General features: G+C 44.8%; 18 protein-coding genes. 15 read left to right on the top strand and 3 right to left on the bottom strand.

The annotated features are described in order from the left end of the window. Nucleotides 1-254: hypothetical protein (locus F607_RS34605; protein WP_027708052.1), on the top strand; the 254-nt coding region annotated here is incomplete at its 5' end. Nucleotides 255-404: 150 nt separating this feature from the next. On the opposite strand, the gene F607_RS0110410 is transcribed toward F607_RS34605, so the two are convergent. Beyond that, on the bottom strand, nucleotides 405-1268 hold the full coding sequence (locus tag F607_RS0110410; protein ID WP_027708051.1) for a type 2 periplasmic-binding domain-containing protein: 864 nt from the start codon (nucleotides 1266-1268) through the stop codon (nucleotides 405-407). 254 nt (nucleotides 1269-1522) lie between these two features. Between F607_RS0110410 and F607_RS34030 the strand changes: the two genes are divergently transcribed. From F607_RS34030 to creA, 7 genes are all read left to right on the top strand, one after another. Then, nucleotides 1523-1834: a hypothetical protein gene (locus F607_RS34030; RefSeq protein WP_157365421.1), complete on the top strand. Its 312-nt coding sequence runs from the start codon at nucleotides 1523-1525 to the stop codon at nucleotides 1832-1834. Between the two features lie 32 nt (nucleotides 1835-1866). Next, nucleotides 1867-3336: an aminoacyl-histidine dipeptidase gene (locus F607_RS0110400; protein ID WP_027708050.1), complete on the top strand. Its 1470-nt coding sequence runs from the start codon at nucleotides 1867-1869 to the stop codon at nucleotides 3334-3336. 165 nt (nucleotides 3337-3501) lie between these two features. Further along, complete coding sequence (locus F607_RS0110395) at nucleotides 3502-4878, top strand: L-serine ammonia-lyase (RefSeq protein WP_027708049.1); 1377 nt, start codon at nucleotides 3502-3504, stop codon at nucleotides 4876-4878. Between the two features lie 109 nt (nucleotides 4879-4987). After that, nucleotides 4988-5692 (top strand): hypothetical protein, encoded by a 705-nt coding sequence (locus F607_RS0110390; protein WP_027708048.1) that lies wholly within the window; start codon nucleotides 4988-4990, stop codon nucleotides 5690-5692. Nucleotides 5693-5767: 75 nt separating this feature from the next. Continuing rightward, nucleotides 5768-6511 (top strand): J domain-containing protein, encoded by a 744-nt coding sequence (locus F607_RS0110385; RefSeq protein ID WP_038290935.1) that lies wholly within the window; start codon nucleotides 5768-5770, stop codon nucleotides 6509-6511. Then, entirely contained in the window at nucleotides 6511-6867 is a 357-nt protein-coding gene (locus F607_RS0110380; RefSeq protein ID WP_027708046.1) for a hypothetical protein, read from the top strand. The genes F607_RS0110385 and F607_RS0110380 overlap by 1 nt, the downstream gene beginning before the upstream one ends. Beyond that, on the top strand, nucleotides 6861-7367 hold the full coding sequence (gene creA / locus F607_RS0110375) for a protein CreA (protein WP_051311277.1): 507 nt from the start codon (nucleotides 6861-6863) through the stop codon (nucleotides 7365-7367). The genes F607_RS0110380 and creA overlap by 7 nt, the downstream gene beginning before the upstream one ends. A gap of 414 nt (nucleotides 7368-7781) precedes the next feature. Here creA and F607_RS29090 read toward each other — a convergent pair whose 3' ends face one another. Together F607_RS29090 and F607_RS0110365 are read right to left on the bottom strand one after the other, a co-directional pair. Next, nucleotides 7782-8822 carry a C40 family peptidase gene (locus tag F607_RS29090; RefSeq protein ID WP_230400390.1) on the bottom strand — a complete coding sequence of 347 codons (1041 nt, stop codon included), beginning with the start codon at nucleotides 8820-8822 and terminating at the stop codon, nucleotides 7782-7784. A gap of 68 nt (nucleotides 8823-8890) precedes the next feature. Next, nucleotides 8891-10018 (bottom strand): aminotransferase class V-fold PLP-dependent enzyme, encoded by a 1128-nt coding sequence (locus F607_RS0110365; RefSeq protein ID WP_027708044.1) that lies wholly within the window; start codon nucleotides 10016-10018, stop codon nucleotides 8891-8893. A 222-nt stretch (nucleotides 10019-10240) separates the two neighbouring features. On the opposite strand from F607_RS0110365, the gene F607_RS29085 reads away from it, so the two are divergent. The 7 genes from F607_RS29085 (at nucleotide 10241) to F607_RS0110330 (ending at nucleotide 18869) form a co-directional block, all read left to right on the top strand. Next, entirely contained in the window at nucleotides 10241-10963 is a 723-nt protein-coding gene (locus tag F607_RS29085; RefSeq protein ID WP_051311281.1) for a TetR/AcrR family transcriptional regulator, read from the top strand. Nucleotides 10964-11280: 317 nt separating this feature from the next. After that, nucleotides 11281-11940: a DUF4823 domain-containing protein gene (locus F607_RS0110355; RefSeq protein WP_027708043.1), complete on the top strand. Its 660-nt coding sequence runs from the start codon at nucleotides 11281-11283 to the stop codon at nucleotides 11938-11940. Nucleotides 11941-11980: 40 nt separating this feature from the next. Next, complete coding sequence (locus F607_RS0110350) at nucleotides 11981-12562, top strand: DUF1285 domain-containing protein (protein WP_027708042.1); 582 nt, start codon at nucleotides 11981-11983, stop codon at nucleotides 12560-12562. Nucleotides 12563-12848: 286 nt separating this feature from the next. Then, entirely contained in the window at nucleotides 12849-14765 is a 1917-nt protein-coding gene (locus F607_RS0110345; protein ID WP_230400389.1) for an ABC transporter ATP-binding protein, read from the top strand. A gap of 1 nt (nucleotide 14766) precedes the next feature. Further along, nucleotides 14767-16656, top strand: coding sequence for an ABC transporter substrate-binding protein (locus tag F607_RS29080; protein WP_084611193.1), 1890 nt, complete (start codon nucleotides 14767-14769; stop codon nucleotides 16654-16656). A gap of 54 nt (nucleotides 16657-16710) precedes the next feature. Then, nucleotides 16711-17709, top strand: a complete 999-nt coding sequence (locus F607_RS0110335; RefSeq protein WP_027708040.1) for an ABC transporter permease — start codon at nucleotides 16711-16713, stop codon at nucleotides 17707-17709. After that, on the top strand, nucleotides 17706-18869 hold the full coding sequence (locus tag F607_RS0110330; protein WP_027708039.1) for an ABC transporter permease: 1164 nt from the start codon (nucleotides 17706-17708) through the stop codon (nucleotides 18867-18869). The genes F607_RS0110335 and F607_RS0110330 overlap by 4 nt, the downstream gene beginning before the upstream one ends. The last annotated feature ends 114 nt before the right edge of the window (nucleotides 18870-18983 follow it).

Genomic DNA, 18983 nt, shown 5'->3' with positions numbered 1-18983 from the left:
CTGTATTAATGGGGTTGTATTCCTTAGCCTGTGTTATCGCCAAAGAAATGAGACAATCCACTCTTTTACAACCGGCATTAACCAGTTGGTATGACAAAAAAGATCAAGCAACATTTTCCGATGTCATCGCATTTATTAGGCGAACAATTTGGGCTGAAGAATATTTTTCAAACTCAAGTATAAGTGATGACTTTATTAAATTAACACCCAATGACGCTGACACTTTAATTAATCAACTCGCGATGGCTGCTTGATGGCCAAAGTCGAGTTGATATAACGCGAAATCAATAAGGAAGTACAACGCACTGAAAGTGTTGTCTATAACCAATGCACCGCATCAAGGCAACTTTATATAAAAATTGTTCGTAATTAACAAAGGAAGGGAAACGTATCCAAAAACAACATTATGGGTTTAACAAAATCCAATCTTTCATCACCGGGTTAAAAAAACCAGACTCTTGATAAGCCCTGTGTATTTCTCCATTTTTTTGTAAAACATCTAAACCTTGCTGCAGGAAAGAAAAAACCAAATCGTGATATTTTGCCTTTTTGCTCACTACAAAAAAACGTTCACCTTCCAGCCTAATTTTTATCCCAGGTACAATTTGTAATTGTATATGTTTAACACGCCGAGCTTGATGTGCCGCTTGATTAAATTCAAGCAACGTATAATCTGCGCGTTCTGTCTCAATCATATAGTAAAGTGATTCAATGGAATTAACGGGAAACATCGTTAAGTTCATGTTTTCCATTGTGTACCAGTCAATTATCCAATTCTTTACCATAACACCGCGAAACTTTCGTAAATCATCTATGTTTCGTACATTATTGAGACGGTTATCGCCGGAACGAACATAAACGCCTTTTACAAATTTATTTGATGGAATAATCAATTTAGACACATGAAATTCTTCAGTAATTTCCTGATCCCATACCGTTTCTGCTGAAATGATCGCACGCCCTGATTTCACATCTAACAAGGCACGAGAGTAATTAGGTGCTTCTAACAAGTCCAAACTGAAGTTGAGTCCAGCTTCATAAAGCGCTCGGCATATAATAACCAGTTCGACTGTACCACGACTGGCATAGGGCGACGAATACTGCTTTACCTGCTGACAAGGTGTTTTCTGATGCCAGAGTAAAAATGTTCTCGCCACATATTTAGGTGTTGCAACGGTCACTGTAAACGGCGCATGAGCCGCCTGCAGGAGACCTGACGACACCAATAAAACATAACACACGGTACGAATAAATCGCCTCAAACTCATACTAACAATTGTTTTACTTCCCTTGGCTATGACACAAAGCGTTCAATAATCCAAACGCATTATATTTCTCGACGTCATCGACATAAAAACCCAGAACTTAAGCTTTGCGTAATTCAGAATTATCTAAATGTATAAAGCAGTATAAACTATCAACAACATTCACACGCTATTGCATAGCATCGGGAAGTATATCCCTTTAACCAGGGATAGCCAAAGTAAGGTGTTTAGTTTTATTGTGATTAACAGGAGTGACTATGCTACGTCGTCAATTTCTAACCCACATCGCTAGCTGTGGCGTACTTCTATCTCCTATCGTAACAACCCCCATAACAGCACAAGCAACAGCTGGCCCAGCACTTAAGGAAAACCAGCCTCTTGCGGTTTCAGTTGAATACCTAAGAAATACTCCTTTTAACCAGCGTATTCGTATAAAATACTTCTCTCCATGGCTAGGATGTTGTACTTCGCATGTCGTATCATTTCGGGATCCAGAACCACATCCCCTTGTTTTTGCTTCATATGTTCACCGCCATTGGATACATAAAAGCAATTTATTGAGTAGCTAGTCATTAGCTAAGAACTTGTTGAAAGGCAGTATATGAATGCACCACATTTAACAGAACTTCAACCATCATCCCTCTGGCAACACTTTGCTAAGATTTGCTCCATTCCTCATCCTTCAGGTTATGAGGCGCAGCTGGCTGAACATATTCAGCACTGGGCAACCGATCTGGGGTTATCTGTAACACAAGATCACGTCGGCAACCTGATTATCCGCAAACCAGCAACATCAGGCTTAGAGCATGCACCAGGTGTTGTATTACAGGCCCACCTGGACATGGTGCCCCAAAAAAACAGTACAACCCAACATGATTTCACTAAAGACCCAATCAATGCCTATATAGAAGGGGACTGGGTAACAGCAGAAAACACAACACTAGGTGCAGATAACGGTATTGGCGTTTCTGCCATTCTCGCCGTGTTAGAGTCAACGCACTTACAACATGGACCTATTGAAGCACTGTTCACTATTGATGAAGAAAGCGGTATGACCGGTGCCATGGGTCTCCAGCCTGGACAGCTGCAAGGCAGCATCTTATTGAATCTCGATTCTGAAGATGAAGGTGAGCTGTATCTGGGTTGTGCTGGTGGTGTTGATATCTGTGCAGATTGGACATATAGCCCTGAGCCAGTCCCGGCTGATTATCAAAGCTTTGAACTAGCCATAACCGGTCTTAAAGGCGGTCACTCAGGGGTCGATATCCATCTTGGTCGAGCTAACGCTAATAAGCTGATGGCACGCTTACTATGCGAGGCTGATCAAGCGGAACTGCCTATTCGTGTCAGTCACATTCAAGGTGGTTCATTACGTAACGCCATTCCAAGAGAAGCCTTTATTAAATTAGCCTGCCCAAATGCTGCCGTTATGCAGCTAAAAACGTGGCAGGCTGACCAGCAAGCTATATTAAACAATGAATTACAGCACGCAGAGCCAGACTTACAGCTTACATTATCGGAAATAGCACCCTTAGCACAGCTGATGCCTGCAGCAAGTCAAAAGACATTGAGCCATACCCTTAGTGCCTGTCCACATGGCGTTATGCGTATGAGTGACACTGTACAAGGTATTGTTGAAAGCTCAACCAACCTGGGTGTTATCACTGTTGAAGACGGCCGAATCCATGTAGCCAGTCTAGCTCGAAGCTTGATTGATAGTGCAGGGCAGGCGCTCGCCAATGCTGTTGCTAACACCTTCCGTCTGGCCAACGCCACCATCCGCTTTGAGGGGGCCTATCCGGGCTGGCAGCCAAACATGCAGTCTTCTGTTTTGCAAACCATGATTGGCGTTCATCAGCGTTTATTTGAGGTGAAACCTGAAATCAAAGTCATTCATGCTGGTCTGGAGTGTGGATTACTGGCAGCAGCTTACCCACATTGGGACATGATTTCATTTGGACCAACCATTCGTTATCCCCACTCTCCCGATGAAAAAGTGAATATTCATAGTGTTCAGCGTTTTTGGGACTTATTAGTTGCCACCTTAAAAGCCATTGCCACTGAACAATAATCCTTCATACCTCCATGAAAGTGCAGTTAATTACTGCACTTTCTGTTCTTTTACTCTTTAACTCCAACACCAACTTTGCATATTGTGTTTATTCAGCAGTTGTAAAACGAGCGTTTTTCCTGCCAACATTGTAGTAAGAACACTAACATTAAGACGATATCGACTATGGCATTAAGTGTATTTGACCTGTTTAAAATAGGTGTGGGTCCTTCAAGTTCACACACCGTGGGGCCAATGGTTGCTGTAAACCGTTTTCTAGCGTCATTGGGTGAAGACCTTTATCAAGTGCATACCATAAAGGCTCACCTATATGGTTCATTAGCGCTGACAGGCAAAGGACATGCGACAGATACAGCTGTATTAATGGGCTTAATAGGCCACCGACCTGAACGGGTTGACCCACAACTGGCGGCCCAGCAAGTAGAAGAAATACATCAACAACATAAGCTGCTATTGGGTGGCACTCACTTAATTGCCTTCAACCCACAACAGCATCTGCAATTTCATCATGACGAGTTTTTATCTGCTCATCCCAATGGTATGACACTCATAGCGATCTCTGCTGCAGGTGACACCCTAAAACAGGGAACTTACTTTTCGGTAGGCGGTGGCTTTGTACTCAGTGAAAATGAACTCAGTGCAGAGCATTCAGAGGTTGACAGTCAAACAATTCCATATCCTTTTAACTCTGCTCAAGAGTTACTCAAGCAATGTGAGGCGAATAACTTAACCATTGCTGAATTAATGATGGCGAACGAAATTGCGCTCCATGAAAGTGAACGCTTAGTAGAAGAGCGCCTGCAAGATATCTGGACGGTGATGACTGAGTGTATCGAGCGAGGCTGTCGAACCAAAGGTGTATTACCAGGCGGTTTAGGCGTTCCTCGGCGTGCTGCAGATATCTACCAAAACTTGCTGATTAAGCCAGAGGCTGGCCTCCGAGACCCACTCACACTAATGGATTGGGTAAGCCTGTTTGCCTTGGCCGTTAATGAGGAAAATGCCGCCGGTGGTCGAGTGGTTACAGCCCCTACTAATGGTGCTGCAGGGGTTATTCCTGCGGTTCTGGCTTACTATATGCGGTTTGTCCATGGTGCCGACCTTAAGGGGATGTACGATTTTCTATTAACAGCTGCGGCTATCGGCATTCTCTACAAACAAAATGCCTCTATTTCTGCTGCCGAAGTAGGGTGTCAGGGTGAAATTGGTGTCGCCAGCTCAATGGCTGCTGGCGCTTTAGCTGCAGTACTGGGTGGCACGGTCAGACAAGTTGAAAATGCCGCGGAAATTGGCATGGAGCATAGCCTGGGCATGACCTGTGACCCAATCGGTGGGCTGGTGCAAATCCCTTGTATTGAGCGCAATACCATGGGTGCTATCAAAGCCATTAATGCCGCTCGCTTAGCCATTCGTGGCGATGGTACACACCGTGTGTCACTGGATGATGTCATAAAAACCATGTATGAAACCGGTAAAGACATGCAAAGCAAATACAAGGAAACCGCTTTGGGTGGCTTAGCCGTCAATGTAGTTATTTGTTAGTTACAGCAACTGATATCCCTGTCTGTAAGTGATGTGTAGTCCGTAGTGAGTGGATTCGCTAAACTTAACAAAGATCACCTATAGACAGGGAAACTTATAAAAGACAGTCATGACAGATAACAAAAAACTGCCCAGCCAAACTAAGACCACCTCAGTTGCAGACTTTATAGCGCAAGCTGAACAACTGCCAGCTCACAGTAATGCCTCAACACAAGGCCGGTTACTGTTCGCTATTGATGCAACCGCCAGCCGACAGCCTACCTGGGACATAGCCTGCCAACTACAAGGACAAATGTTTTTAGAAACCGCTGAGCTTGGCAAGCTGGCCATTCAGCTGTGCTATTACCATGGCTATCATGCTTTTCATACTTCTAGCTGGTTTACCAATACTCAGGCGTTATTAGCAGAGATGCTGAAAGTTCAGTGTTTAGGGGGGCAAACCCAAATTGAAAGAGTCCTAAAGCATGGACTGAAGTTAGCGCAGCAGGGGACATTGCACGCCATTGTCTTGGTGGGTGACTGCCTGGAAGAACCTGTTGATGCATTGGCCGAACTTGCTGGCCAGCTCAAGCTCAAAAATGTGCCACTCTTTATTTTTCAAGAAGGGTGTGACGCCCATGCCCGTCAAGGTTTTGCCCACTTAGCTAAGCTATCAGATGGTGCTCACTGCCAGTTTGACCAAAACAGTGCTAGCCAGCTACAGGCCCTCCTGACAGCCGTTGCCGTTTATGCTGTCGGTGGTATTGATGCTTTAGCCAAATTACGTGCCAAGCACCCTGAAACAATAGCATTATTAGAGCGCCAGCTACGTTAGGTATTGAATTACTATTACAAAACATACTAGTGTTAACCAGCCTATTGAAAAAACATATCAATCAAGGACTTTGCTGTGCGAATTTTGCTGATTTTAGGGCTGTTAGCATTACTGTGGATCGGGTGGAAATACCGTCGTTTACCACCCCACCTTAAGCAGCAATGGTTTAAGAAAGGGCTTATAGCCTTAGCGGTGACTATCCTTCTAGGACTTGTCATCACCGGCCGAATTCATGGACTGTTTGCCATCTTGGCAGCTTTACTTCCCTTTGCTCGCAGGCTTGGCGCACTGTTAGGCTCATGGCAACAAATGAAGCAAGTGGTTGACTGGCTTAAACGGCGCCAACAGCCAGGAGTATCATCATCCCAGTCTGAAGTAACTACTGAACGACTGCGAATGATTCTTGACCATACATCAGGCACCATTGATGGCACTGTCCTGACTGGTCGTTATGCACAACAACTGCTGTCTAAGCTATCAATAGAAGCCATTGCTGAGCTTTATAATACCTGCCCGGAAAGTGATAAGGATAGCCGCCAACTGCTGGAAACCTACTTGCGAAAAATGCGTCATGATGAATGGCAAGCTTATCAGCAGCAAGAAGAACAAAAACAAGGCTTCCAGTCAGAAATGAGTATTGACGAAGCAGCACAAATCCTTGGCGTATCAGTCTCTGCCAGCCGAACTGAAATTATGAATGCGCATCGTCACCTAATGCACAATATTCACCCGGATAAAGGCGGGAGTAGCTATCTAGCCAGCAAGCTCAATCAGGCACGGGATATTTTGCTTAAGCACTTATCATCAAAGACCGCCTGATGGGTTATTTATTTCTCATAACCTTACTGATTTGTGTGCTGTTACTAGGCAGCTTATTTTATTTATTGGCACGATTACGCACGCCTCACTATCAAGTCACTAAACAACATGTCATCAGTATTTTACAGCGTGCCATTGACCAGCAGCTGGATATAAGTGAGTGGCATATCTTTATCGGTTTACCTATTCAACATGACCCTGAATTAGAACAAGTTCGTCAAGCCTGCCAGCATCTGGATGACACACAACAGGTGAAGCCCAACTGTGAGCAAAAGTTACAGTGCAATGAGCAAGCTGTAAAAAAAATTAACCACCTTATCGATCAACTTAAACGTCAAGGAGAATTACAATGCTAACCCCTCGATGGCGACTTATATTGGGCCTAGGCCTCAGCGGCTTGCTGCTCACCACCATCAGTAAGGCCGAAACCATTGGTGAAGTGAGCACCGTATTTAAACTCGTGGGAGCCAATGACAAAATCGTTGTCGAGGCCTTCGATGACCCCGATGTTGCTAACATTACCTGTTACCTAAGTCGAGCCAAAAGAGGAGGGATCAAAGGTTCATTAGGGCTGGCAGAGGATACCTCTGATGCCTCCATTGCCTGTCGGCAAGTTGGCCCAGTCATAGTTCCTCCTGCTATAAAAAGTGGCAAAAATGATGGTGAACAAGTATTTAAAAAGCGTACATCAGTACTTTTTAAAACAATGCAGGTAGTGAGATTTTATGACCCTAAACGTCATGTGGTTATTTACTTGACCTACAGTGACAAACTGATTGAAGGCTCACCCAAAAACAGTATCTCTGCAGTGCCTATATTACCCTGGGCAACAGCGGCAACATCCCAGCCCGAATAAATTACAGAAATAAAATAGAATTATTACGAGTTATATCTATACTCAAACTAAATCACTTAGATTGATAAAGTAGTGAAACAAAAAAAAACCCGAATCCTGGGGGAAGAAGTCGGGTTTGAAAAGACCATTAGGAGTGAAACAAAGGTACACAATCCTACGTACCAAGGTCACGAATGACCTAGACTGATGCGATTTGTTAGGGGGAATAAATCACATCAGTACTCTAAGTATTATGTACATCGAAAAATCCTCCACTATTTCTTAAACTCTTTTCGCATAACAAGGTATATCCCTTTGTCCATGAGTTATAGCTTACGGGGCAGCGGCCAGGCTTCGGCTTAAGCACTCAGTCATCAGGACTGTCCAAATACCGCAACAAAGCTGCCACTTATGTTGAACACTCCAAACGTTTAGCTACTCGTCGCGATAAATATCACCTGGATGGCGTGTCAGCTTTTGCGGCGGTGGCTCATCACTGCTTGATGCCTCAACCTTTACCTGCGCTTCAGAGGAGGGCGCCACTCTGTTGCGTGAAGTACTAGTTGGGTTATGTGAGGTACTAGTTGATGCTCGATTATTGGGCGCCTTAGACTGGGATGACACAAGCTTACCTGTAGACTGGGGACTTGCTTGTGAGACATCACTTTGAGCAGAATCCGTAGCTTGGGCCACAACGGTTTGCTCCTGTAAATAGTGATCTGCCTCTTCATCATCCAGCAACACTTCACCATGCCAGGGCAGTAGGCGATAACTGGCGTGGTAGCTGTAGTCAAGAAAAGGGTATTTCAATATTTTAAAGTAAGGGGAATAATCAAAGTCACTGGGAGTACATAGTTTAGGATTTCGCATAAACAAGCGTACCCGTCCACTGTCATCATTGGCTTTCACTAACGGCAGAATAGGAAATTGAACCCGCCCAAAAGCCTCAGCAATCATTGTTGAGCATACCGTTTTGGTAGTAGGACCTGGCGCCTTAGCAAATAAGCTAGAGCGCCAGCGACGAGGAATAATTCCCCACGGCAAGAAAAAGCGCGCTAAATCCACAATCTGCCTGACATCATAATGATGTCCCAGCTTATTCACCGCATAGGCAATAACTTGCTGGGCATCTTTATACTTGAGTCCTCGTGGTCGACACACTCGTAAATGATCGTCCTCATAGACCGTTATAGGACGAACCACGGTTCCTAAACCTAACTCACTTTCAATAATCAGTTGCGTGTCAGGGGTACAATTACAATTCAATGCAACCTGTTCCCTGACACAGGCATCTTCAATGTCATGCAGTCGGCCAATATACATTGCTGCATGTGACCAAGGGCTTTGCGTAATGCGTCGAATCACTTCAGCAATGCGTGAGCGGCCTTCCACTAAAATGACATCACAGGGCTTTAACTCATAGCGTATTCGTTCAAAGTCGCATAACAGCAACCCTTTATCTGAACGCTTACTCATTAACCACCGTGTTAACCAGTGTTGTATTTTCCCCATAAGCCGCCAACATTCTGTAAGGTTGTCAGGCGTTACAACAAGCCCTCAATGTAAGATAGGGCTTTGTCTAATATACTCTGCGGAGTATAAAAATGTGGCGACAAACGAATACCCCCACCACGATGAGCACAAATAACACCCTGTTCATTAAGCTTAGCGTACATCGCTTCAGTATCCTTACCCGGCACATCAAAGGTAACAATTCCTCCATGCCGACCTTCTCGAGTTTCACTGATCAACTTAACACCAGGTAACGCACGCAAAGCCTGCTGCAAGTAGTTGATATTATGAAGCAATTGCGCTTCGACACGATGCATTTCCACCTCTAGCAACAGGTCAACACTGGCATTAAGGGCATGAGTGGCTAGCATATTTGGACTCCCACACTCAAAGCGCCGTGCACCTTTAGCAATAGTCCAATCATCGCGAGTATAATCGCCCATATGCTCGACCATATGCCAACCATATTGCAGCACTTTTAACTGATCTCGCCCCTCAGGTGAGCTATAAAAAACCGCTAATCCCTCAGGACCTAACAGCCACTTGTGGCCGTCCGCCATTACAAAATCAGCCTGAGCCTCTTGAACATCAAACTCCAAAGCGCCCAGGCTTTGTATCGCATCGACACAGAATAAAATATCCTGCTGCTGACAAAATGCACCTAATGTTGCTAGAGCAAGCTTAAAGCCCGTTGCATACTGCACAGAACTCACAGACATAATTCGTGTTCGTTCATCGCAGGCCGCTTGCAAATCTGCCTCGGGATTCTCTCCTGTTAACGCCACAGCACGAACTTCAACACCCTGATCCTGTAATGACTCCCACACAATGCGGTTAGAAGGAAATTCTTGATCGGTGATCACCACATTGTCACCTGCTTGCCAAGGAAGTCCATAGGCAACCACAGATAATGCTTCTGATGTATTTTTAAGCAATGCTATATCTTGCACAGAAGGTGCGTTAATTAATTCTGCTAACAATTTTCTCAGCCGAGTTTCCGTTTTTACCCAGCTAGAATAGTGAGTCGCACCCAGCCGGCTGTTTTCCTGTGCAAAGTGCTCAACTGCCCGTGTAGCACGCATGGGCCATGGGGCTACCGCGGCATGATTGAGATAACAAAGGGACTCATCAAGTGGAAATTCGTGGCTCCATTGCGACATAATTTTACCTTTACTTCGGTTGCTAAAATCTAATTAAATAATATCAGTTATTCCATTTGGTATAGAAAACAGGCCTAAACTGATGTATTTTCACAAAGGATGTGGCAAATAAAAACCTTTATACGGCATAATTCTTGCCGGTCGACCTCACAATAGTAAGTATTAAATGCCATAAGTAAACAGCAATAATAACAATGGTGTTGCTCAACTACGGTGCAGCTTATGACTATAACATCAAGAAAACAGCGCGACTTTAGGCAACGCGAAGAGGAAATTCTAACTACAGCTTTGACTCTTTTCCTGGAGAAAGGCGAAGATAACGTCACTGTCGAAATGATTGCTGATGCCGTTGGTATCGGTAAAGGAACGATCTATAAACATTTTCGTTCCAAAGCAGAAATCTATTTACGACTGATGTTGGACTATGAACAGGAGTTAGCAGACCTGATTCAATCGGATGCCGTAACCAAGGATAAAGATGCTCTGCCTCGTGCCTATTTTGAATACCGCATGCGTCATCCTGAAAAGTACTATCTGTTTGATCGCTTAGAACAAAAACTAAGCCGTCGAAATCCTCACCCTGAATTATTTCAACAGCTACACAAAATCCGTGCTTCTAACTTCTCACGGCTTAGTGAAATTATTCAGCAAAGGATAGCAGATGGTGCTTTAGAAGATGTGCCTCCGTACTATCACTACTGCGCGGCCTGGGCCTTGGTCCATGGTATGGTCGCCATACATCACTCCACATTTTGGCAAAATGTCATTCATGATAAAGAAGACTTCTTCCGCTTCATGATGGATATTGGTGTACGTATGGGTAACCGCGGGCAAGCCAAGCCTCGTGTGCAAAAAACGGAGGAGGCCCTGGATATCACACCACAACCAGAGCCTGCAGATGCAACTAACCCTTTAACACAGGAGGCCGAAGAGCCAGTGACTTAATAAGCCCGTTGGCTGCAATAAAAAAACGTTATGATAACCGACACCTGTAGTACAACCTGAAACCCGTTATGGCGAATCAGGTTGAAACCAGGTGTCGCTTACTATTTCGCTAAACGTTTTCATCCGCTTGCAAACCACTTACAACCTGAGCCCCTCTACTGCTTTGGTATTATCATTTGCGTTGGCATAGCATTTGCTCATTTTGTGATAAGACAAGTGAAGCAGTAAATACTGTCCGTACCGGCTAAGTGTTGCCGTGGCGCATCATATTGGTAGTCAGCAAGTAGCGCTACGACCCAGACATAAGGGGAGTGCAGATGAAGCATCAAAAAGCACAACAGAGTATGCCGCTGGTTATTTTTCGTAGAGCTACAACACTTGGGCTTATCATGTTATTACTCAGTGGCTGTATGCCCAGTGACATTGCCTCAGAAACTCAGCGCTACTTAAAAGATATTGGCATCATCGATAACCACCAGCAGCAACGAACATCAAACTGGGTACTGCCGAATAATGCCAGAATACTGGTTATTGCCGACCAGTCGCCGCCTGTTGACCATCGCCAGCCTGATTACGCTAAGCGCTTTGCACTAGCAACCACAGCCGCCTTTAAGCGTTATTTTCCATACACCGATCATGCCGACAAAACACTCAGTTTTGTAAAAGCACAACAGGAAGCTCGGCGTCAACACGCCAACTACTTGGTCTTTACCCAACTCCTTTTGGTAGATGACCAAGTGGGTAACTGGATTGAGTGGGAAGAAACAGAAGACATCCGTCGGGTAGGACGAGATCAAATGCGAGGGCAAGTCAGTATTGTTGAGCTAGGCTCAGGACAAATTGTCGATACCATTGAGGTACTGGGAAAAAGTGGTCGACTGGCCTTTATTAATGATAAGCCTGATGAGTTATTTGAAGCCCCTCTGGTATCACTGGTGCGTAGCTTAGCTGCACCAATACCTGCTCGAAGTTATTAAGCTTCAGAAAAGGGTATACATGGACAGGAAGCAAATTTGAATGATCAAGTTTAACCGTTTAAATCCAGAAGCCATTGCCGCCAATATTCAGCAAGGCTTAAAACAATCAAAACCATTACCAGTAAATCAGTGGCAACCAGCTCTTTGTGGTAGCAGTGATATACGCATTGATTGGCATGGCACCTGGTACTATCGAGATAGTCCTATTCAACGTCCTGCACTGGTTCGACTTTTTTCCCGAGTGTTACGACGCGAAGCAAAGGAGTATGTTTTAGTCACTCCCGTTGAAAAACTCACCATTCAAGTGGAAGATGTACCATTTATCGCAGTGATTATGGATAATCAATTACACGGTATTACTCAACATATTAAATTGACCACACAAAGTGGTGATAGCTGCCCTTTATCACCATCAACACGATGGGAAACTCGTGAAACACAAAATGGAGAAGAAATACCTTATTTTGAAGTAAGGGATAATTTATGGGCACGAGTTCATCGCAATGTTTTTTATCAGCTGGTTGCCCTTGGGGAAGAGCATATCGTTGATAAACAACGTCTATTTGGTTTTTGGAGTGACCACTATTTTTTTCCTTTAACCAAGCAGCCTATAAATGATTAATTAATCATGTTATACCCACTGACGGCACAACTATTAGTAAGAAAATATATACCTCAAATGAAGGATATATTAACGTTATCTTACCTATTTAATAGCTACGTTAATGGTTGTCTTATCAAAACGGAATTTGAAGAAAAACTAGGAATAAATACTAGATAGCTTCACAAATACCACAGTAATCGCCTAATCTATTCTCTGAATCGTTTATTTTTCGGGATATGCTTTGGTATAACAATTCTTTTCATTATTTAATGAATTACAAACAACATTATAAAGGGGGAGCTGATTGAGCGAGGCAATAGCTGAAACAGCACATGAAGCACAAAATACCAAGGAAGAAACCTTTCTGTTATCTGTGCAAGACCTCTGTGTTGATTTTCAACTGCCAGGTGGCGTGTTTAATGCTGTCAAAGGCATTTCCTTTAACCTGCGTCATGGTTCAACCATGGCACTGGTTGGTGAGTCAGGCTCAGGAAAATCAGTCACCGCCCAAGCCATTCTTGGTATTTTACCAAGCAATGGTGCTATCAGCAGTGGACACATTTTACTACAGGAACAGCCTTCATCCCCAGCCATCGATATTGCCCAACTTTCTCGCCGCGGGCCTGAGATTCGCTCTATCCGAGGCGGGAAAATTTCCATGATTTTTCAAGAGCCTATGGTGTCAATGTCTGCGATGCACACCATTGGTAACCAGGTCAGCGAAGCCTTAATGCTTCATCGCAACATAAACCATAAAGAAGGACTTAGACTGACACGGGAAATGTTATCTCTGGTGGGTTTTCGCAACTCTGAGCAGGCGATGGACCTTTACCCCTTTGAGCTTTCTGGTGGGTTACGGCAACGCGCCATGATTGCCATGGCTTTGATCTGCCACCCAGTAATCTTAATTGCGGATGAGCCAACCACCGCCTTAGATGTCACCGTACAAATGCAAATTCTGAAGCTAATGAAGCGGTTACAGCAAGAATTAAATATGGCCATTCTTTTAATAACCCATGACCTGGGGGTAGTGGCCAACATGGCAGATGAAGTGGTGGTTATGTACCATGGCCAAGTGGTTGAGCGAGGACCTGTCAGTAATATTTTTCTGAGTCCTCAACATAAATACCTGCGCTCACTGTTTACGGCCATTCCCCGGTTTGGCATGCAACCCGATGAACGCCTGATTCCCATTCGCTCAATTGAAAACTCAGTAGAGCAAGTCGCAGGAGCGTTTGAGCCTTGGCCAGAAGAAGCCCAACAAGCCGGTCCTCACCTTAGTATTAAAGATCTCAGCAAAATTTATATCACTCGCAAACAGGGCTGGTTGCGTCGCGGACCTAAGCAAGAAATAAAAGCCGTGATGGATTTTTCATTGGATATTGGTGTAGGTGAATGTGTTGGCCTAGTAGGTGAAAGTGGCTGCGGTAAATCCACCATTTCAAAGCTCATTATGCAGGCAATTTCTCCCACCTCAGGCCAAATCCAATACAATGACCGGGGAAAAATGACTGACCTTGATACGCTGCAAGGCAATCAACTTCAACAGTTCCGCACCAAAATGCAGCTGGTCTTTCAAGATCCATACAGTGCACTCAGCCCACGAATGACCATTCGCGAGATTCTCAGTGAACCGTTCTGCATTCACCAGCTGGGTGATGCCAGTTACCGGGAGCATCGCGTCAAAGATCTCATGACGCTGGTAGGACTTGATCCTGCTTTACTCAACCGCTATCCCCACAGTTTTTCGGGAGGACAGCGTCAGCGTATCAGTATTGCCCGGGCACTGGCGTTAGCACCAGACTTTTTAATTCTGGATGAGCCTGTCTCTGCCTTGGATGTTTCCGTACAAGCCCAGATCCTAAACTTACTAAAAGACTTACAGGCTCAACTACAGCTTACTTACCTGTTCATTAGCCACAACCTGGCAGTGGTGGACTATATTGCCGATCGAATTGCCGTAATGTGCCGTGGTCAACTGGTCGAAATAGCCCCAACCAAAGACTTGTTTTATAACCCTCAACACCCCTACACCCAGGCCTTAATGGAAGCGGTACCCGTACCAGATCTCAATGCACGACTTGATTTCGAACATATGGTAACGCCACTATCCCAGCCTGAATATTGGCCAGCCCCCTATACATTGTCGCCCCATATCCCCAATGATCTGGTGGAGATCAGCGATCAACACTTTGTCCGGATGTGTACGGTGAACGACTGATATGAGTAGCTATCACTGGTCTCCATATATCAGTCTTAATAAACCTTGTCCGCACTGGGCAGGCAAGCTCACCTTTTTATCCGGTTTAATCACTTTATTGTTCAGTGTTTGCCTGCTCGCCAATGACCGCTTACCGGATATTCCCGCCGTCGTTACCTTTAAAGCCCCTTATAAACAAGGTAAGCCTGGAGGCACCCTGCGAACCTTAATGGCCAAAAGTAAAGATATTCGCATGATGACTGTCTACGGTTACGCTCGGCTAGTAGCGTATAACCAGGACTTTGAGCTTGTACCTGATATTCTGCAGGGTATTAATATTAAAGAAGACCGTATTTTCACACTTTATCTCCGACCAGGACATCGCTGGTCTGATGGCACGCCGTTTACCAGTGAGGATTTTCGCTACTACTGGGAAGATGTCGCCACCAATAAAGAGCTATCACCTTTTGGCCCCCCCATCCAGCTGATGGTCAATGATAAGCCGCCTAAGTTTTCTGTGATTGATAAGTACACCGTACGCTACGAATGGGAAGATCCTAACCCTAAGTTTTTAACCGCCTTGGCAGCTCCCAGCCCCTTATTTATCTATATGCCAGCCCACTATCTCAAACAGTTCCACCCCCAATATACCCAAAAAGAAACGCTGGACTTGCTCGTTGAAAAAGCAGGTAAACGAAACTGGCAAGGATTGCACCATAAACGAAGTAACCTGTATAAACAGCAAAACCCCAAATTACCCTCTTTACAGCCTTGGGTGATCAAAACCAAGGGGCCGTCTGACCGTTTTATATTTGAGCGTAATCCTTACTATCATCGTATTGATGAGAAAGGTCAGCAGCTACCCTATATTGATAAAGTCATCATTAACATTGTCAGCAGTGGCTTAATCCCTGCCAAAACCAGGGCGGGGGACAGTGACATACAAGGGCGTTATTTACGCCTGGATAATTACACTTTTTTAAAAGCGGGCGAAAAGCAAGGTAACTATCAAGTTCGCTTTTGGAAAAATGCCCGAGGCTCACAAGTTGCTATCTATCCCAACCTAAATGCCAATGACCCCGTCTGGCGGAAAATCATGCAGGATGTTCGCTTTCGACGCGCACTTTCAGTAGGCATTAACCGCCATGAAATTAACCAGGTAGTATATTACGGACTTGCTTTAGAGAGTGGTAATACCATCTTGCCTAGCAGCCCCTTATACAGCCCAGAACTAAGTTCAGCCTGGACCCAGTACGACCCCAAACTCGCCAATCAGCTATTAAATGACATGGCACTTACCGCACGGAATGACAATGGTATTCGGCTACTTCCAGACGGGCGCCCAATGGAAATTGTGGTGCACACAGCGGGGGAATCAACGGAGCAGACCGATGTGCTTGAGCTGATCAATGATCACTGGCAGGCCATTGGTATTAAATTACACTCTCGACCGTCACAGCGGGAAGTATTTCGTAATCGGATATTTTCTGGTGAGGCACTAATGTCCGTGTGGGAAGGGCTTGATAATGCACTCCCCACCCCTCAGATGACACCTCGCGAGCTTTGTCCAAGTATGCAGGAGCAGTATCAGTGGTCGCAGTGGGGTAAATATTACGAAACGGGTCAAGGTAATCCACCCGACTTACCTAAATTACTGGAGCTCGCCGAATTACATAAAGCATGGGTTAATGCTGATGGTCGCAAACAACGTACCTCCATCTGGCAGACTATCTTGAAGACATACGCTGATCAGGTCTACACCATAGGCACCGTAACGGGCGTATTACAACCCGTTGTGGTCAGCAACCGCTTAATCAATGTACCAAAGGAAGCTTGGTATAGCTGGGAGCCAGGCGCCTACTTTGGTGTATTTCGTCCGGATACGTTTTGGATTAACGATGAGCAGGAATAAATGCTTATCAAATTGAAAGCAACGGTAGGTTAATTTAACAAAGAGGCCAAAACCGTGTGGGCATATGTTATTCGCCGACTGATATTGATGATTCCAACGTTAATAATTATCAGTATTGTCGTGTTTACTATCATACAGCTACCCCCAGGTGACTACCTGGAGAGCTATATTGCCGAACTGCAAAGCCAGGGGGAGTCTGTTGATAAGCAGAAAATAGCCTTTCTGCGCGAGGAATATGGGCTAGATAAGTCCATGCCTGAGCAATACTTCACTTGGATTACAGGCTTTCTTAAGGGTGACCTTGGTTATTCCTTTGAGTACAACATGCCTGTAACAGAGGTGGTTGGAGACCGAATGTATCTGACCATTCTGGTGTCAACGGTGACCATCATCTTCACCTGGATAATTGCTTTTCCAATTGGCTTATACTCGGCAACCCACCAGTATAGCTGGGGAGACTACGGTTTAACCCTGATTGGCTTTATTGGTCTGGCTACACCTAACTTCCTGTTAGCGCTGGTATTACTTTATCTGGCCAATGTCTATTTCGGTACGTCCATTGGTGGGTTAATGGATGCCCAATACATTAATCAGCCTTGGAGTTGGGATAAGTTTGTTTCTGTATTAGAGCACCTTTGGATCCCGGTTATTGTCATCGGTACCTCAGGAACCGCGGGTATGATTCGCCGGATACGCGCTAACCTTCTTGACGAGTTAAACAAACCGTATGTTGTGACTGGACGTGCCAAAGGGCTTGGAGAAACCAGACTGCTATTAAAATACCCGTTTCGTGTATCACTCAACTTTTTTATTGCCGATATCGGTAATATGTTACCCAGTATTATTTCAGGTGCAGAAGTTGTCGCACTGGTTTTATCGCTGCCGACCACCGGTCCCATGTTATTAAGTGCGCTACAAAGCCAGGATATGTATTTAGCAGGGTCATTCCTGATGTTTTTAGCGCTGCTAACCGTCATTGGTGTACTGATCTCTGATTTACTATTAGCAGTACTCGATCCACGGATTCGGTTAGGGGAGGGGGCTACACGATGAATCGTAATCCTGCAAACCCCCACTATATCTCTATTGAGCCCTACGACCCTAACGCTCTGGAACAAGTAACCAAAGCCCAGGAAAAGTTTTTGCTGGCATCACAGTGGCAACTGATCTGGTGGAAATTCAAGCAGCATAAACTGGCGTACTGGAGTGGGGTGTTTATCGTTTTATTGTACATTTCTATCTTAATTTGCGAGTTTTTAGCCCCCTATAACCTGCATACCCGGAATACTGACCACATATACTCACCGCCACAACCTGTGCACTGGTTTCATGAAGGAGAGTTTATTGGTCCCTTTGTCTACCGCTGGTACAACACGTTAGATATGGAAGTGCTTCAGCGTATTTACCATGAAGACACAAGCCAGGTTTACCCACTGCGCTTTTTCTGTCGGGGGGATGAATATGAATTTTGGGGGCTGTTTACCAGCAATGTACATCTTGTGTGTCCCGCGCCAGGTAGCACCTTATTCTTACTTGGCACAGACCGGCTGGGACGAGATATGCTCTCTCGCATAATCTATGGTGCACGAATATCCACCACCATCGGCTTGGTCGGTATTACGATCAGTATTGTACTCGGCATTATTTTTGGCAGTTTAGCGGGTTATTACGGCGGCTGGGTCGATAATGTCGTACAACGGGTTATCGAAATGATTCGCTCTTTTCCGGAGCTGCCGCTTTGGATGTCCCTTTCCGCGATTATCCCTGTCACATGGAGTCCTATTTGGGTGTTTTTTGGCATCACCATTATTTTGGCTTTGATGGACTGGACAGGACTAGCCCGAGCGGTACGCTCTAAATTTTTGTCTTTGCGAGAAGAAGATTACACCATGGCTGCACAACTGATGGGTGCCAGCACGCGTCGTATTATTCGTTGGCATTTACTGCCTTCTTTTACCAGTCATTTAATTGCCTCAGCTACTTTATCCATACCCGCGATGATTTTAGGTGAAACCGCACTGTCATTTTTAGGGTTGGGCTTGCGACCGCCGATTACCAGCTGGGGCGTTTTATTAAGTGAAGCTCAAAATATTAATGTGGTAGCGATTTATCCTTGGCTACTGATGCCGGTTTTACCTGTTATTATCGTTATCTTGGCCTTTAACTTTTTTGGTGATGGCTTGCGTGATGCTGCGGACCCTTACAAAAACTAGACTCAAACCGATTAAAAAATATCGATAGACACTAAAACGTTTTTTACAGCATATAAATAACAACCTGATACATAAAAATTGTCCGCTAAATAAAATCGCTTAACACTAGGGCCT

Origin of the sequence: Zooshikella ganghwensis DSM 15267, assembly GCF_000428585.1 — a bacterium.
Classification (GTDB): Bacteria; Pseudomonadota; Gammaproteobacteria; order Pseudomonadales; family Zooshikellaceae; genus Zooshikella; species Zooshikella ganghwensis.
Note: the sequence above shows the minus strand (reverse complement) of the source record. Positions and strands in the feature narration are given on the sequence as shown.

Coding starts and splice junctions, on each gene's coding strand:
- F607_RS0110395 (WP_027708049.1), top strand. CDS start 3,502: ATGGCATTAAGTGTATTTGACCTGTTTAAAATAGGTGTGGGTCCTTCA.
- F607_RS29090 (WP_230400390.1), bottom strand. CDS start 8,822: ATGAGTAAGCGTTCAGATAAAGGGTTGCTGTTATGCGACTTTGAACGA.
- creA (WP_051311277.1), top strand. CDS start 6,861: ATGCTAACCCCTCGATGGCGACTTATATTGGGCCTAGGCCTCAGCGGC.
- F607_RS0110390 (WP_027708048.1), top strand. CDS start 4,988: ATGACAGATAACAAAAAACTGCCCAGCCAAACTAAGACCACCTCAGTT.
- F607_RS0110400 (WP_027708050.1), top strand. CDS start 1,867: ATGAATGCACCACATTTAACAGAACTTCAACCATCATCCCTCTGGCAA.
- F607_RS0110410 (WP_027708051.1), bottom strand. CDS start 1,268: ATGAGTTTGAGGCGATTTATTCGTACCGTGTGTTATGTTTTATTGGTG.
- F607_RS0110330 (WP_027708039.1), top strand. CDS start 17,706: ATGAATCGTAATCCTGCAAACCCCCACTATATCTCTATTGAGCCCTAC.
- F607_RS0110365 (WP_027708044.1), bottom strand. CDS start 10,018: ATGTCGCAATGGAGCCACGAATTTCCACTTGATGAGTCCCTTTGTTAT.
- F607_RS0110380 (WP_027708046.1), top strand. CDS start 6,511: ATGGGTTATTTATTTCTCATAACCTTACTGATTTGTGTGCTGTTACTA.
- F607_RS29080 (WP_084611193.1), top strand. CDS start 14,767: ATGAGTAGCTATCACTGGTCTCCATATATCAGTCTTAATAAACCTTGT.
- F607_RS0110350 (WP_027708042.1), top strand. CDS start 11,981: ATGATCAAGTTTAACCGTTTAAATCCAGAAGCCATTGCCGCCAATATT.
- F607_RS0110355 (WP_027708043.1), top strand. CDS start 11,281: ATGAAGCATCAAAAAGCACAACAGAGTATGCCGCTGGTTATTTTTCGT.
- F607_RS34030 (WP_157365421.1), top strand. CDS start 1,523: ATGCTACGTCGTCAATTTCTAACCCACATCGCTAGCTGTGGCGTACTT.
- F607_RS29085 (WP_051311281.1), top strand. CDS start 10,241: ATGACTATAACATCAAGAAAACAGCGCGACTTTAGGCAACGCGAAGAG.